Source organism: Lentzea sp. HUAS TT2, assembly GCF_051853195.1.
In the GTDB taxonomy this organism is placed as follows: Bacteria; Actinomycetota; Actinomycetes; order Mycobacteriales; family Pseudonocardiaceae; genus Lentzea.
In genome coordinates this window covers 758805-774123 of the sequence record NZ_CP196667.1, presented here as the reverse complement: position 1 = coordinate 774123, position 15319 = coordinate 758805, and the positions used below count along the sequence as shown (strand labels likewise).

The 15319-nt window shown below is 68.6% G+C and carries 12 protein-coding genes and 1 pseudogene; 4 read left to right on the top strand and 9 right to left on the bottom strand.

From position 1 onward, the window contains the following. Positions 1–40: 40 nt before the first annotated feature. The 3 genes from ACSHWB_RS03925 to ACSHWB_RS03915 form a co-directional block, all read right to left on the bottom strand. Complete coding sequence (locus ACSHWB_RS03925) at positions 41–2521, bottom strand: phosphatidylglycerol lysyltransferase domain-containing protein (RefSeq protein ID WP_439660722.1); 2481 nt, start codon at positions 2519–2521, stop codon at positions 41–43. Beyond that, entirely contained in the window at positions 2488–3741 is a 1254-nt protein-coding gene (locus tag ACSHWB_RS03920; RefSeq protein ID WP_439660721.1) for an alpha/beta hydrolase, read from the bottom strand. Before ACSHWB_RS03920 ends, ACSHWB_RS03925 begins: the two co-directional genes overlap by 34 nt. 136 nt (positions 3742–3877) lie before the next feature. Next, positions 3878–4816 carry a maleylacetate reductase gene (locus ACSHWB_RS03915; RefSeq protein ID WP_439660720.1) on the bottom strand — a complete coding sequence of 313 codons (939 nt, stop codon included), beginning with the start codon at positions 4814–4816 and terminating at the stop codon, positions 3878–3880. A 101-nt stretch (positions 4817–4917) separates the two neighbouring features. Between ACSHWB_RS03915 and ACSHWB_RS03910 the strand changes: the two genes are divergently transcribed. Further along, a complete protein-coding gene (locus ACSHWB_RS03910; RefSeq protein WP_439660719.1) occupies positions 4918–6768 on the top strand; it encodes a Xaa-Pro dipeptidyl-peptidase in 1851 nt (616 codons plus the stop codon). 39 nt (positions 6769–6807) lie between these two features. After that, complete coding sequence (gene recQ, locus ACSHWB_RS03905) at positions 6808–8793, top strand: DNA helicase RecQ (protein WP_439660718.1); 1986 nt, start codon at positions 6808–6810, stop codon at positions 8791–8793. Between the two features lie 6 nt (positions 8794–8799). On the opposite strand, the gene ACSHWB_RS03900 is transcribed toward recQ, so the two are convergent. The 5 genes from ACSHWB_RS03900 to ACSHWB_RS03880 all read right to left on the bottom strand — a co-directional run bounded on the left by ACSHWB_RS03900 (position 8800) and on the right by ACSHWB_RS03880 (position 12798). Next, positions 8800–9498 carry a hypothetical protein gene (locus ACSHWB_RS03900; RefSeq protein WP_439660717.1) on the bottom strand — a complete coding sequence of 233 codons (699 nt, stop codon included), beginning with the start codon at positions 9496–9498 and terminating at the stop codon, positions 8800–8802. Between the two features lie 52 nt (positions 9499–9550). Beyond that, positions 9551–11602 carry an NACHT domain-containing protein gene (locus ACSHWB_RS03895; protein WP_439660716.1) on the bottom strand — a complete coding sequence of 684 codons (2052 nt, stop codon included), beginning with the start codon at positions 11600–11602 and terminating at the stop codon, positions 9551–9553. 159 nt (positions 11603–11761) lie between these two features. Next, complete coding sequence (locus ACSHWB_RS03890) at positions 11762–11956, bottom strand: antitoxin (protein ID WP_439660715.1); 195 nt, start codon at positions 11954–11956, stop codon at positions 11762–11764. A 54-nt stretch (positions 11957–12010) separates the two neighbouring features. Next, on the bottom strand, positions 12011–12223 hold the full coding sequence (locus ACSHWB_RS03885) for a hypothetical protein (protein ID WP_439664508.1): 213 nt from the start codon (positions 12221–12223) through the stop codon (positions 12011–12013). Further along, entirely contained in the window at positions 12208–12798 is a 591-nt protein-coding gene (locus tag ACSHWB_RS03880; RefSeq protein WP_439664808.1) for a hypothetical protein, read from the bottom strand. Before ACSHWB_RS03880 ends, ACSHWB_RS03885 begins: the two co-directional genes overlap by 16 nt. Before the next feature lie 171 nt (positions 12799–12969). Between ACSHWB_RS03880 and ACSHWB_RS03875 the strand changes: the two are divergent. After that, positions 12970–13552 (top strand): annotated as a pseudogene (locus ACSHWB_RS03875) (response regulator); the annotation flags it as partial. Between the two features lie 464 nt (positions 13553–14016). Next, a complete protein-coding gene (locus tag ACSHWB_RS03870) occupies positions 14017–14712 on the top strand; it encodes a peptidylprolyl isomerase (RefSeq protein ID WP_439660714.1) in 696 nt (231 codons plus the stop codon). 33 nt (positions 14713–14745) lie between these two features. On the opposite strand, the gene ACSHWB_RS03865 is transcribed toward ACSHWB_RS03870, so the two are convergent. Beyond that, positions 14746–15288, bottom strand: a complete 543-nt coding sequence (locus ACSHWB_RS03865) for a TetR/AcrR family transcriptional regulator (RefSeq protein WP_439660713.1) — start codon at positions 15286–15288, stop codon at positions 14746–14748. Positions 15289–15319 lie beyond the last annotated feature (31 nt).

Below are 15319 nucleotides of genomic sequence, written 5' to 3'. Positions count from 1 at the left end.
GGGAGCGTGATGACGAGTATCACCTCACCACCCTTTCGGTCTAGCGAGTTCGACCATGCGTGGTCACGCGGTCGCGCGTCCGGATGATCATCTTGCTCGCGAGCCGAAGTCCCTGGCGCGCGTTGAGATGCGGCAGGTACGCGCGGCTCACCGCGTTCGCGATGCGCGGCAGTGCCGCCGAGTCCGGGTACGCCATGAACATCGGCTGGTACTTCGGCTGGAACTTCGCCTTGAACGCGAACAGCGAGCGGAATCCGTACACCGGCTCCAGCACCTGCCCGGTGAAGTCCAGGACGCGCTGCAACGCCCGCGGGCGCTCACCGCGGTCCAGCCGGGCGAGCGGCGCCCCGGACAGGCTCAGGAACCGTGCTCCCTCTGCCTGGAGTTGCAGTGCCGCCGAGGCGATCAGGAACTCCATCGAGCCGCGGAACCCGTGCGAGCGGCGGCGCATGAAGTCGAGCGTCCACCCGACGATCTCGCCGTCGGCGTACACCGGCAGCCAGCTCGTGATGCCGTGCACGGTCCGGTCGCCGTCCACCGCGAGCAGGCAGCGGACTCCGTCACCGGCCAGCTCCTCCAGGCCTCCCAGCGTGAAACCCATCTCCGGCAGGCCCTTGTCCGCCACCCACTCCGCCGAGATCGAGCGGATCTGGTCCGTGATCGCGAACGGCGCGTCGGCGTACGAGCACCACTCGGCGGTGATCCCTTCCTTGGCGGCCTTGTTCAACGCCGTGCGCACGTCCTGCCACTTCTTGCCGGTGAAGGCCAGCTTGTCCAGTTCGATCACCGTGTCCTCGGCGACCTGCACCGCGGACCACCCGAGCCCTTCCACCGCGGCTCGCGTCTCCGCGCCCACGCTGTAGAGACACGGCGTCCACCCGTTGCGCGCGCAGAACTCCGCGAACCCGCGCACGGCGTCCACCCGCGCGGGACCGATCGGATCGCCGACCGTCAGCGCGATGGTCGCCACCACGCGGTACGCGATGGCCGTCTCACCGTCCGGCGTGAACCAGTACTGGTTGCCGCGCCACGTCGTCATGTACGACAACGACGAGCCGCCGTAGCGCCGCATCAGCTCGCGAGCGTGCGCGGCCTCCTCCTCGCACGACGACGGCCACGTCCGCCACGACGCCATCAGCAGACCGGCCAGCACGATCAGCCAGAACACCACGCCCGTGTACTCGAACAGCAGCGTGCCGATGAACCCGTCGGCGGAGAACTGCAACGGCACCAGGTCCAGGTAACCGGGCGGCAGGAACCGCTTCGGCAGGTCCGCGAGCAGCGCGCCGAATCCCGGCTCCGGCGTGAACTGGTCGCGGACCAGGTACCCGCCGAAGACGTACAACGCCGACAACAACGCGACGCTGATGCCCGTGAACCGCCAGAACCTCACGACGGCATGCCGAGGTAGACGCACGTCGAAGTGCTTGCGCGTCAACAACAACACCACGGTGATCACGAGCGGTGCCAGCATCGGCACGCCGAACGAGACCGACATCTCCAGCACGGTGGCGCCTGGGAACTGCGCGACGTACACGACGTACGAACCGATGAACGCCGCGAACGCCACGTTGAACACCAGCGCGGTCCGCCACGCGAACCGCCGTCCGCGCCGCAGCCCTTCCGCCAGCACGAGCAGCAGCAACGCAGGCAGCAACGACATCACGAGCGCGGGGAACCGGCCGTACGACAGCTGGACCATCATCGTCCGGCACAGCTCGACCGCGTCCGAGGAGCACATCGCGTCGACATCGTCCTGCGACGGCTGGGTGACCGCCACGACGTCCGCGAACCACCACAGCGGCCCGTTCGGGTACGGCGACATCATCGACACCACCGGCCCGAGCGCCGACGCCGCGAGCAGCAACGCCACCAGCACTCGCGTCTCCTGCAGCGAACGCGCCTGGGAGACCGGTCCCGCCTTCAGGAACAACGCCCCGATCAGCAGTCCGGCCACGCCACCGGACAGTCGGAGCAGGTCTTCGAGCCAACCTGAGTACAGTGTGAGGACCAGCACCGACAAGATCATCATCAGGCGGACGCGCCGCCTCCACAGCGGTGGCATCCGGAACGTCAGCGCGAGCAGGAGCCCGACCCCGCCGATCGACGGCCCGGCGGCTGCCTCGCCCACGAGCGACTCGAGCCAGCCCCAGTTCAGGTCACGGCCGATCAGCACCAGGCCGAGGCCCAGGAACGAGCCGACCACGTGCGTGGCCACGAAGATCACCGAGGTCCGCGCCGCGCCGAACGTGCGCTCGGCCAGCACCCCGGTGGCGAGCAGCAGCACGGTCGTGGCGACGTAGCCCAGCAGGTCCATCGACCACAGCGCCGAGGTGAACACCGTCCACCAAGGACCCTCGGTGCCGAACCCGGTGCGCGCGAGCAACTCGTCGCTCGCCCCGCCGATGGCACCGGTCAGCGCACCGGCCGTCCAGAAGACGATGAGGAACGCGCTGGTCAGCGGCGCGGCGCGGAACAGCCGGGCGATCATCTGACCAGCCCTGACCGCTGTGCGAGCCACGGCACCGAGTCGAAGAGACCCGGCCGCCACACCGTCCAGTCGTGCCTTCCCGGCAGGTCCTTCCACTGCACGTCCATTCCGGCCTTGCGACAGGCTTCGAACACCTCGATACCCGCTGGTCGGTACAGGGCGTCCTCCGTGCCGGTCACGATGAGTCCCGCGGTGTGCGGGAACTGCTTCTTGGCGAGGATGTCCATGGGGTTCACGCGGGTGAACGCGGCTTCGTCGCCGTCGAACGCGGCCTTCACCGTGTCGGCGCGCGTGCCCAGCGTGGGTTCGCGCTGCCCCGTGAGGTCGACGAAGTTCCCGTACACGTCCGGCGCGCGCACTGCGAGCTGAAAGGAGCATGTACCGCCGTGGGAGAAGCCCGCGATCGCCCAGGCTTCACGGCGTTCGTCGACCGTGAGTCGTTCTTTGATCCACTTCGGCACGTCGCGGGCGAGGAAGGTCTCCGACTGGCCCAGCTTCGTGTCGAGGCACAGCGGGTTCGCCATCGGTTCGCCGATCTGGTCGACGGACACGACGATCGGCGCGAGCCCGTCGTGCCGGCGCGCGTAGTCGTCGAGCGCGTCCATGACCCGTCCGCCGTCGAACCAGTCACGAGGACCACCCGGCTGACCCGCCATCAGCACGATCACGGGCAACTTCGGCCGGGGCGTCGTGTTGTAGGCGGGCGGCAGGTAGACCCACGCCGGTCGTGACTTGAACGCGCTGGGGATCTGGGCCTCGGAGATGGTGCCCTTGTCCGGCAGGTTCGCCGGCCTCGTCCAGACGTCGGCGAGCTTCTTGCCGGCGGGCACGTCGACCACGCCGCTGGGCGGAGGAGCGGCGGCGTTGATGTCGACCCTGTCGTTCCTGAAGACGTCCAGGACGGCGCGCGTGGTGGGGTACTGCCCGAAGTGGGCGTTCGTCGCGACCACCGCGCTCGCGGTCACGCCCAGCGCCAGGAGCACGCCGAACACCCGGCCGTACCATCGGCCGGAGCGCAGCCTGATGGCCGCCAGCGTCAGCGCGACGAGTGCAGCGCCCACCCAGACCGACAGCACGACCGGCAACGGCTCTGGCCACGGTTTCCACACGTGGTCTATGACGAGCGTCAGCCCGGTCACCGCCAGGACGCAGGCAAGCAGGGCTATCGGCAGCACGCGGACCCACCAGGTCCGGTTCTTCCGAATCGCCAGGTACGTGAGGGCGAGCGCGGCCGCGACCGTGGCGGCCATAGGGATCGGTCCGTTTATCAGGGACAGATCCAACGGGCTGAGCATGCCCCCGATGCTTCAGGAAGTCTTCAGGAAGCGCATCGGAGATTCGTCTCGGTTCAGGGCTGTGAACATCAGCCTAAGGAATGACAACCCATCAGCCGGATGATGCGTCGCGCCACGCGTTCGTGAGCACCCTGAGGGCGTCGGGATGCCCGGCGATCTCCGCGGCACTGGACAAATCGGACTCCGCCATTCCCAGCTCCCGCAACGAGGTCGCCGCACCGAACCGCGTGGCCGTGTCGTGGATTCGCCTGGTCAGGTCCGCCGGCGCGGTGTGGGGGAGCAGCGCCGTGTGGGTGGCGGCGTGCGGCAATCCGAACGTACCGCCCAAAACGTGCGCGAGCTTGTGGTGCAGTCCCATGGGGACGGACGCGAGACACGTGCCGGCGAGCCACGCGGAGGACAGCAGCTCGGTCCGCGCATCCACTGTGGACGGGTTTCCGCCCAAAGCGTGCAGAACGCCCTCGATCGCCCTGGTCGCGATGGCGTCGATCAACGGGTTCTCGTCGCCTCGGGCGGCGACGGCGTGCGCGAGGGCGTTGAGCGCGCTCGTCACCGTGACGTCGAGCGGCAGGTCCAGCGTGAGGTCCACGTCGTAGATCACCGTGTTCGGCTGGATCGCCGCGTCGCGCCGTGTCCTCTTCCGCCCCGACGCCGTCTCGCCGAGCACCTGCGTGACCTCGGAGCCCGCGTAGGTCGTCGGGATGATGATCTGCGGCACGCCCGCGCGCACCGAGAGCGCCTTCGACAGCCCCGTGCTCGATCCGCCGCCGACCGACACGATGCAGTCCGCGCCGTGATCGCGCAACGACGCGAGCGCGCGCTCTGTGACCTCCACCGGCGTGTGCATCGCCGCGCCCGTGAACCGCGTGACGAGCAACGAGCCGAGTTCGGCCGCGACCCTGTCACCGCCGTGCCGGGCGATGAGCAGCACTCTCGCCGCCCCGAGCCGTTCGGCCTCGGCGCGCACGGTGGAGGCGGTGCCGCGGCCGAAGACGACGCGGGTGCGGCCGGGTTCGAAGGTGAAGCTCACGGAGGACGAATATTCGTGAGCGGAGTGCCGGGCGCAACAGCAGAGGGTCAAGCCTTTCGGCTCTGACGGGGCGACTTCTTCACTCCTTAGCGTGAATCTTCATGAAGCGTGTTCGTGTTGTAGTGGCGCTAGCAGGGGCCCTGACCCTGGCGCCAATCCCTGCCACAGCGGCGACACCAGCGTTCAGCCTGTCCGGTGGCGTGTCCGCGCCCATCCACTCGATGGCCGACGCGGTCCGCGAGACGGTCTACGTCGATTCCGGGCTCGATCTCGACGGCGACGGCACCCGTGACCGGGTCGCGGCCGACGTCATCAGGCCGGCCACGACCGGGCGCGTGCCCGTGATCATGGACGCCAGTCCCTACTACCAGAGCGCCGGGCGCGGCAACGAGAGCGAGGTCAAGAGCTACGACTCCGCCGGGGTGCCGGTCAAGTTCCCGCTCTTCTACGACAACTACTTCGTGCCACGCGGCTACGCCGTCGTGCTGGTCGACTTCCTCGGCACGAACCGGTCGCGCGGCTGCGTCGACGTCGGCGGCCAGTCGGAGATCGCCTCCGGCACGGCCGTGATCGACTGGCTGAACGGCCGGCGCACCGGCTACTCGTCCCTGACCGGCTCCACCACCAAGACCGCCTCCTGGTCGACCGGTGCCGTCGGCATGATCGGCAAGTCGTGGGACGGCTCGATCGCCAACGGCGTCGCGTCGACCGGCATCGACGGGCTGAAGACCATCGTGCCGATCGCTGCCATCAGCTCCTGGTACGACTGGTTCCGTTCGGACGGCGTCGCGTACCCCAGCTACAGCTCACCGACCGGTCTGGGCTCGCAGTTCGAGAACTCCAACGCGCGCTCACGGTGTGCTGCGGTGCGCTCGCAGATGACGAACGGCTCTCCCGCCAATGGCGACTACACGGCGATGTGGCAGACACGTGACTTCGTGCGCAACGCGTCGAACGTGAAGGCGTCCATCTTCGCGATCCACGGGCTGAACGACCTCAACGTCAAGACGTTGCAGTACGGGCAGTTCTGGGACGCGGTGCCCGCATCGGTGCCGAAGAAGCTCTGGTTCTCGCAGACCGCGCACGTCGACCCGTTCGACTTCCGGCGCAGCGAGTGGGTCCCGACGCTGCACCGGTGGTTCGACCGCTGGCTGCTGAACGTGCAGAACGGCATCGAGAACGAGCCCCAGGTGTCCTCTGAGCGCGCACCGGACCAGTGGGCGGACGACCAGACGTGGCCGCCCGCGGGCACCGTGAGCACCGTGTTGCGTCCTTCTTCTTCGGGACTCGGCACGGCACCGGGCACGGGCACGTCGGCGTTCACCGACAACGGCAGCGGCACGCCGACGAACTGGCTCTCCGGCTCGAACACCGGCAGGGCGATCTACTCCACGGCCCCGCTGACCTCCGACCTGCGCGTCGCCGGCACGTCGTCGATCACGGTGGGGGTGTCGTCGTCGACCCCGACCGCGCACCTCACCGCGTACCTCGTCGACTACGGCCCGGCTCGGGTGCGGACCGGTGAAGGCATCCGGACGCTGACCACGGAGTCGTGCTGGGGCGAGAGCCGTACGGGCGATGACGCCTGTTACCGCGACACGGAGGCCACGGCGGGCAACGTCGACGCGCAGATCATCGCGCGCGGCTGGGCGGATCTCGCGAACTACCAGTCCCTCTCGACCCCGCGCACGATCACGCCGGGAACCAAGTACCGCATGACGTTCCGACTGTCCACAACGGACCATCTGATCCCTGCGGGCCACCGGCTCGGCCTGGTGATCGGCGGCACCGACTCGACCGCGATCGTGCGGCCGTCCCAGCTGCCGAGGCTGACCGTCGACCTGGCGGACACGTCGGTGCGGATCCCGTTGAAGGGCTCGGTGCCGGCCGCGTCGGCGGCTCCGCTGACCGCTGCCAGCGTTTCCGCTGGTACTAAGAGCCAGTTGGGCTAGCTCTCCGGACTGTCGGTGCTGCTCGCTAGCATCGGCGGCATGGGTTCAACCGACCACGGGGACGCGCTGCAGGTTCTGCAGCGCGTCTTCGGGTACCCCGAGTTCCGCGGCGACCAGGCCGCCATCGTCGAGCACGTGGTCGCGGGTGGCGACGCGCTGGTGCTCATGCCGACCGGCGGCGGCAAGTCCCTGTGTTATCAGGTGCCCGCCCTGGTGCGGCCCGGTACGGGCGTGGTGATCTCCCCGCTCATCGCGCTGATGCAGGACCAGGTGGACGCGCTGCGTGCCCTGGGCGTGCGCGCGGGCTTCCTGAACTCCTCGCTGTCCTGGGACGAACGCCGGATGGTCGAGGCCGAGTTCGTGAACGGCGAGCTCGACCTGCTCTACCTGGCGCCGGAGCGCCTGACGTCCGAGGCCACCCTGCGCCTGCTGGAGCAGGGGGAGATCGCGCTGTTCGCGATCGACGAGGCGCACTGCGTCTCGCAGTGGGGCCACGACTTCCGGCCCGACTACCTCTCGCTCACGCACCTGCACGAGCGCTGGCCGAAGGTGCCGCGGATCGCGCTCACCGCCACGGCGACGGAGGCGACCCGCAAGGAGATCCTCACGCGCCTGGAGCTGGGTGAGGGGCGGCAGTTCGTCTCCAGCTTCGACCGGCCGAACATCCAGTACCGCATCGTCGGCAAGAAGGAGCCGAAGAAGCAGCTGCTGGACCTGCTGCGCGGCGAGCACCAGGGTGACGCGGGCATCGTCTACTGCCTGTCCCGCGCGTCGGTCGAGAAGACGGCGGAGTTCCTGGTGGCGAACGGAATTCCCGCGCTGCCCTACCACGCGGGTCTCGACGCGTCGGTCCGCCAGCGCAACCAGGCGCGGTTCCTGCGGGAGGACGGCCTGGTCATGGTCGCCACCATCGCGTTCGGCATGGGCATCGACAAGCCGGACGTCCGCTTCGTGGCCCACCTCGACCTGCCGAAGTCGGTCGAGGGCTACTACCAGGAGACGGGTCGCGCCGGCCGCGACGGTCTCCCGTCCACCGCGTGGCTCGCCTACGGCCTGCAGGACGTGGTGCAGCAGCGCAAGATGATCGAGTCGTCCGAGGGCGATCTGGCGTTCCGCCGCCGCTCGCAGGCGCACCTCGACGCGATGCTCGCCCTCTGCGAGACGGTGACGTGCCGCCGGGTCAGGCTCCTCGAGTACTTCAACGAGCCCGGTGGGTCCCCCTGCGGCAACTGCGACACGTGTCTGACGCCGCCGGAGGCGTGGGACGGCACGGTCGCCGCGCAGAAGGTCCTCTCCACGGTCTTCCGGCTGCGCAAGGAGCGCAACCAGAAGTTCGGTGCCGGTCAGGCCATCGACATCCTGCTGGGCCGCAAGACCGCCAAGGTCATCCAGTTCGACCACGACCAGCTCAGCACGTTCGGCATCGGCGAGGACCTGAACGAGGGCGAGTGGCGCGGCGTGGTCCGCCAGCTCCTCGCCCAGGGGCTGCTGGCGGTCGAGGGCGAGTACTCGACGCTGGTGCTCACCGAGGCGAGCACCGAGGTCCTGGGCCGCAAGCGCGAGGTCAGGATGCGCAAGGACCCGGCGCCCGCCCGCTCGACGACGCGCACGGCGTCCTCGTCCGGCGCGGCCAAGGTGAAGGTGGACCTCCCGGCCGAGGCGGGCCCGCTCTTCGAGGCGCTGCGCGAGTGGCGTGCCGGCCAGGCCCGCGAGCAGGGCGTCCCGGCCTACGTGATCTTCCACGACGCCACGCTGAAGTCCATCGCGGCGTCGCGCCCCGGCTCGATGACCGCGCTGGGCGCGGTGAGCGGTGTCGGCCAGGCGAAGCTCGCGAAGTACGGCGAGCAGATCCTGGAGGTGGTCGCGGGCAGTGGTCTCGCACCGGCCACGTCCGCACCCGCCGCCGCGCCGGCTCCCCGGTCCAAGCCGAAGACCACGAGCAGCGGCGGTGCCGCGTGGGGCTCCGGCGACGCCGTGGACGAGTGGCCGGAGCCGGAGGAGCCGGACGAGCCGATGGACTGGTGACCGGGGTCAGGTCACCGTCTCGATCTGGGTCCGCTTGATCACATTCTTGCCGGACTCACCGACCAGTGCGAAAGCCTCGCTGTTCAGCACGACGCACGACGCCCCGACGCCGATGATGCGGACGGTCGTCTGCTTTCCGTTGTCCAGGTTGGTGACCCGCACCGCGCTGCCGACCGGGAGCTGTGACGAGAATGCGCCAGGCGCCCCGCCGACGGGTGACAGCCCGACGGTCGCGCCGTCGCAGATGACCTGTCCGATGGTTCCGGAAGCCCGCACCCGTGCCGTGGAGGTGCGGGTGGTGGGTGTCGGCGCCGGTGCGTTTCCGACGATCTCCACCCGAATGCGCCGGAGAACGCTTTCCATTCCGCCATCACCGGTTTCGGCGGACCACAGTGAATCGAGTGCCGCGGTGTTCAGCACCGCACAACCGGTCGACGCCCCGATGACCGACACGGTGATCGCGCGGTCGTTGGTGGGATTCGTCAGTCTCAGCAACGTGCCGATCGGGAACTGGTCCGACAACACCCCCGCCGGACCCTTGGCGTTCACCGTCTTCACCTGCTGCCCACTGCACACCTCTTTGCCCGCCACCCCCGGCTGCGTGGAGGAGGCCCCGGAACCGGCAAGGGCGAAGGCCGTACCTCCGATGGCCGCGACGACCGAGAACACCCCGACGCTCGCGATCCAGCCCTTCGACCAGCGCATGCGCAACACCCGACCTTTCTGTCAGGCCGTACGGCCCGCAGATCGGGAAGGTTCAACGGCGCGTGGCGCGAACCAGCGCCGTCGGGTCGCACGAGGCCAGGTGATCGCGCAGGGCGACGTGGGCGAAGCGGTACTCGCCGTCGACCCGGGTGAGCAGCAGCCTGTCCTGTGCGAGGTGGAGCAAAGCCTTGCGGCGGAACGACAACTCGCCCAGTGAGAGGGGACGCGTGACACCCTCGGCGGCGACTTCGGCGAGCGCGTCGAACGGCCAGACGTAGTCGCGGGCGGCGGTCGGTGTGACCAGCAACCCCAGTGCGACTCCCAGTGCGCCACCCCAGGATCCCAGCGCGCCCGTCCCACCCAGCAGGAGCCCGCCCAGCAGACCGACCGTGCCGAGGACCGGGACAGCGGGCTGAACCCACCACGGTCGTCCCAGTCTCATGCGTTGCTGTTGCACCGGGCGCACCGTGCGCCACACACGTCCCACGGCGGCAGCGAAGATCCCGCCCGCCACGCCCGCGGAGAAACCGATTCCCATGCCGGACAACACCGCGTAAGGACCGGTCCAGATCATCGAGATGCCCGGTGCGGCGGCGATCAGCAACGCCCACGGCACGGGTGCGTCACCCGGTACGAAACCCAATGCCAAGAAGAATGACGCCACCACCACGAACACGTACGCCACGAAGTACGGCCACGGCGTACCGATTCCACCGAGCCACAAACCGACGAGCCCGACCAGCAATCCCGCGACCACACCGGCGATGAATCCCAGCGCGGCGGTCACAATGCCGTGCGCGCGTCCGGGCGGATGAAAGACGTGCGGCAGTTTGTTCACGAGCACGAGCAATGAAGAAGCCGCGACCACGAACACCAAAGCGGCCCACGCTCCGAGGCGCAGTCCTGTCATGAACGCCACGGCACACGCACCACCGGCATATGCCGAAGGCACCGCGCGCACGAACAGCAACCACAACGGGCGAGTCGGCAGCAGCGGGAGCCAGGCACGGCGGTGAGGCATGTGCACGGGCGCACCGAGGTCCGGCCGCCCCAACCGCGCGAGGAACTTCAACGCGCGAATGGTGGGGCCCGCGCCGCGTTGGCCGGAAAGCCTTTCCACGACGAAGGAACCCACGAAGTCGATGCCGATCGTGTCGACCTGCTTGTCCAGGTGGGTCAGCGCCAGCAGGTTCAACGCCAGCGGCGAGTCCAGCCGCTCCCAGATCTCCGGGGTGAGGGCTGCCTCCAGGCTGTCGAGCCGGGGGCTGACCGAGGCGATGTACTCCAGGACCTGACCGCGTGACAACGGCTCGACGTACACGGAGGGCAGGTTCTCGATCGGCTCCGTCGAGCTGACGACCGAGGCGAACGGCGCGAGCTCGGACTCGCAGTGCTCGCGGTCGACGCGCGGGACCTCGTCGAGGCCGTCGATCAGCACGGCCACCCGCTCGCGGCGCAGCCAGATCGTGCCGGCCGAGCGGCTGATGCCGTAGCGGCGGTTCATCTCGCGCAGCAGCCACGCGGTGAACTCCGTCGGCTTGCGCGTGCCGTACGCACGCCACGTCGCCAAGTCCACGACGACGGGAATCGGTGCTTCCGGGTCGTTGCGTGCCTTCTCGACCAGCAGCAGGCACAGTTCGCGCAGCAATGTCGACCGTCCGCTGCCCACCGGCCCCACCACGACCATGCTGTGCCCGAGGCGGTCATAGATGGCTTCGAGGTCCGTCGAGGCCATCTCCTCGCCCTCGACCCGCAGAAAGAGCTGGGGCTGCTTGAGCACCCCGAGTTTGATCTGCGTCTGGGCTGCCAATGAGGCGGCGAGCAGGGTTTTCACCCGCGACTCGACTCGCGCGAGGGCAGCGGTGCGATTGCTGGTCTCGTGACCGCGGACGCGTTCCCAGATCGCGAGACCGATCGCCACGAGCACCATCGCGCCGACCGCCGGCCACAACCACTGGCCGAACTCGCCGAACAGCCCCGGCACGGCCCCGCCGGTGCTCACGCTGATGGCCGCCGGCAGCAACACGACGACGGTGACCAGGCACAACGCGGCCAGCGCTGTCAGCCGTGCCGCCCTCGTCACCCCGCTCGGATCCACCTTCACCTCCGCGATCCCGGCGAACGACGGTAACCGTGTCGCCGGGATCGCGGAAGTGAATCCGATCAGGCTTAACTCACACGCGAACCAGTCGCCTGTGCAGCCTCAGGAACCCACCCAGGATGGAATCCACTCCGCGTAGGACCCACTCTGGGTAGGTCCCTGCTATTGCTGCTGCTGGCCGCCGAAGTTCCGGAGGCCTTCCTTGAGCTTGTCCTCGCCCTTGTCGATGTGCTCGCTGTGCTTGCCGCCGGTCTTCTCGTCGGCGAACTGCCCGGCGCGCTCGACCCCGTCGTCGACCTTGTCGCCGTGCTGGCCGATGAGGTCCTTGGCCTTGTTCTTCAACTCGTCGAATCCCATGACTGCATTACCTCCCTATGCAGTTCGGTTACCCCGTCTCGGATCCGGTACACGTCACTGGATCGAGTGAAGTGCCGCGACCGGGCTCACCCGAGCCGCGCGACGGGCGGACAGCAGCCCCGCCCCCGCCGTGAGCGCGGCCAGGACGAGCACCACCACGCCGACCGGGAGCACGGGCACCTGCAGGGGCCACTCGATGCCGAGCGGGATGATCGCGAGCCACGCGTAGGGGATGCCGATGGCGAGCCCGATCAGCGCGCCGACGATCCCGTACAGACCGGCCTCGGTCGTGACCAGGCGGCCGAGCTCCCTGCGGGGCAGGCCGAGGTGATCTCCAGATCGGCCGGGTAGGCGCTCGCCATCTCTGCCTTGCCCAGTCCCTGCAGGGTGTTCGCGCCTGTCAGCGTCGCGATGATGAGACTCACCCCCAGCGCCATCACTGCCGTGACCGATGCTGCCCGGCGAGGTGTGCCGCCGACACCGCTCACCGCCAGCGTCGCGATGGTGCTGCGCCGCAACGGAATGCTGATCAGCCGCAGCGCCGGGGAGATCAACGCGGGACCCAGCGTGATCAACGCACCGCTGATGGTGGTGAGCAGCAACAGTTCTTCGGTCATCCCGCTCGGTCGTTGTTTGGTGGCAGGGCCATCGATCGCGACGGTGACCATCAGCACGACCGCACCCGTGACCATCAGCATCCCGAGAACCCAGCGCGGCCAGCCGATCCGGCTCCTCGCGTTCTGCACGGCCGAGGTGCGCAACGCCTCCAGGGGCGAGACCTTGGCCGCGGACCACGCCGGTGCGAGCACGGCGCGCGTCGTCAGCACGAACGAGCCGGACACCACGATCAGCGGGGGTCTCCAACGACGGCAGGCCCGCGCGGCGGGGCAACGGTTTCGGGCTCGTCGGACTCACCGAACGCGTGCAGCCGCTCGGTGGCAGGATCAAGGCGGGCCGGGCATCGGCGGCGGACGGGTCGTCGACGCCGCGCTTCCGACAGGAAGGGCGACCGCGTGATCAGGGTTCTCGTCGCGGACGACCAGGCGATGGCGCGCACGGGGTTCGGCATGATTCCAGGTGCCGAGTCCGACATCGAGGCCGTGTCCGAGGCACGTCGCTCCAAACCGGACGTCGCGCTGATGGACATCCGCATGCCTCGCATGGACGGACTCGAAGCGCTCAAGCAGATCGCGAACGACGTCAACGTGGTGGTGTGCACGACGTTCGACCACGACGAGTACGTGCACACGGCGTTGAAGAACGGCGCGTGCGGGTTCTTGCTGAAGGACGACGGTCCGCACCTGTTGGTCGAAGCGGTCCGTGCGGCGGTCACGGGTGATGCGCTCATCAGTCCGTCGATCACCGTCAGGCTGTTGCAGCACATGAACTCGCCTGCGCCGCAACAGTCACACCCTGTCCGCGTGTGAGCTCGATGTCGTGAAACTGGCCGCCATCGGCCGTACGAACGCCGAGATCGCACAGGAGCTGTTCATCTCCATCGGCACGGTGAAGACGCATCTGGCGAGCGTTCAGACCAAACTGGACGCCCGCAACCGGGTCGAGATCGCCGCCTGGGCGTGGGAAGCCCGCCTGGTCGGCCAAAAGCAGGACCCACAACCGGTCTGCGGACAGAAGCCCCGCCGCTCTCCCGTCACCAGAATTCGAGCCATGAAGAAACTCCTGCTGCTGATCCCGGTGCTGGCGCTCGCGGCGTGCGGCCAGAAGAGCTACACCTACGAGGCGTTCTACGACATCGAGGGCACCGGCAAGGCCGAGATGACGCTCAGCGTCCCCGGTGGAGCGTCCCAGTCCGAAACCGTGGACCTGCGGGTGAAGAACCGAGCCATGCTCGCCAACGCACTCGGCAAGATCACTCTCACGGTGAAGCCGCGGACCGGCCAGGCGACGTGCAAACTCCGCGTGGAGAAGGAAAAGGAGATCACGAACGCCGGCGCGGAGGCGAAGTGCGAGTACGACATCACCGAGTCCACGGACAACTGAACGCACCGTGTGATCGGTCAAACCTTGCCCGTCACCGTCGGCTCCACTAGGAAACGCGCATGAGGCGAATCGCAACTGGACTGGCAGTGGCGGCGCTGGCCGTTGGTTTCATCACGACGGGCACCGCGTCCGCCGAGGTTCAGACGGCACGGCCCGACTGCGGCTACACCGCGACCCCGGAAGAGCCCGCGGCCCGGCCGGTGTCCATCCCGCACGACCCGTGGTTCACCAAGGGCAAGGTCCTGGTCAAGGTGAAGACCAACCAGGGCGACATCCCGCTGGTGCTCGACCGCGCCAAGGCCGCGTGCACCGCGCACAGCTTCATCCACCTGGCGCACCGCGGTTTCTACAACCAGACCGAGTGCCACCGCCTCACCGCGTACCCGACGCTGAAGGTGCTGCAGTGCGGCGACCCGTCCAACACGGGTGAGGGCGGCCCCGGTTACAAGTACAAGGACGAGCTGCCGACCGACCTGCAGCCCGCGCCGAACGACCCGACCGGCCAGCGCCGCATCTACCCGCGCGGCACGCTCGCGATGGCGAACGCCGGCCCGGACACCAACGGCTCGCAGTTCTTCCTCGTGCAGTCGGACTCGATCCTGCGCCCGAACTACACCGTGTTCGGCCAGATCCTGCCCGAGGGTCTGAAGACCCTGGACAAGATCGCGGCCGGCGGCATCGCGGGGGAGGACCCGCTCGACGGGCGCCCGAACGTCAAGTCCGAGCTGAAGTGGGTGCTCCCGCTCGGGATCTAGTGCTGCGACCCGGCAACGTTCTGGGACGCACCACTAGCTCGAGGCCCAGCCCTGCAGCGCGCCGTAGAACGCGTCGGAGAGCCGCCGGACCACCTGCTCGTCAGGTAGTCCGGCGGTTTTCGTCAGGTCGAGGATCTCCCGCGGGTCGAACAACGCGTTGTGCAGAAACCGTGCCACGTTCAACAAAGCGTCCGGCAGCGCCAGGTCGATCAGCACGCCGCGCAGCGCCTGGTCCCACGCGCTGCACGTGAGCGCCGCCATCTCCTCGGTGTTGCGCAGGCGTTCGAGAATCCCGTGCTGCGACGAGAACCGCACTATCACCGGGCCGTGCACGTTCTGCAGCTTCACCCAGCGCGTGACCTGATGCTCGAACAGTTGTTTACCGGTCTTGCGAGACCGTTCGCCGTGTTCGACCAACGACGCCATTACGTCTTCGTGGTAAGCCACCACGAGCGCTTCCACGGACGGGAAGTGCCGATACGCCGTCGCTTGCGAAAGCGCCGCCTTGCGCGCGATCGACTGCATCGTCGCCGTTGCTGGTTCAGCCCGCAGGACGTGCGTCGCGGCATCCAGCAATCGCTTGCGGTTGCGACGCGCGTCACTGCGG

Coding starts and splice junctions, on each gene's coding strand:
- ACSHWB_RS03900 (WP_439660717.1), bottom strand. CDS start 9,498: ATGCGCTGGTCGAAGGGCTGGATCGCGAGCGTCGGGGTGTTCTCGGTC.
- ACSHWB_RS03870 (WP_439660714.1), top strand. CDS start 14,017: ATGAGGCGAATCGCAACTGGACTGGCAGTGGCGGCGCTGGCCGTTGGT.
- ACSHWB_RS03910 (WP_439660719.1), top strand. CDS start 4,918: ATGAAGCGTGTTCGTGTTGTAGTGGCGCTAGCAGGGGCCCTGACCCTG.
- recQ (WP_439660718.1), top strand. CDS start 6,808: ATGGGTTCAACCGACCACGGGGACGCGCTGCAGGTTCTGCAGCGCGTC.
- ACSHWB_RS03890 (WP_439660715.1), bottom strand. CDS start 11,956: ATGGGATTCGACGAGTTGAAGAACAAGGCCAAGGACCTCATCGGCCAG.
- ACSHWB_RS03920 (WP_439660721.1), bottom strand. CDS start 3,741: ATGGCCGCCACGGTCGCGGCCGCGCTCGCCCTCACGTACCTGGCGATT.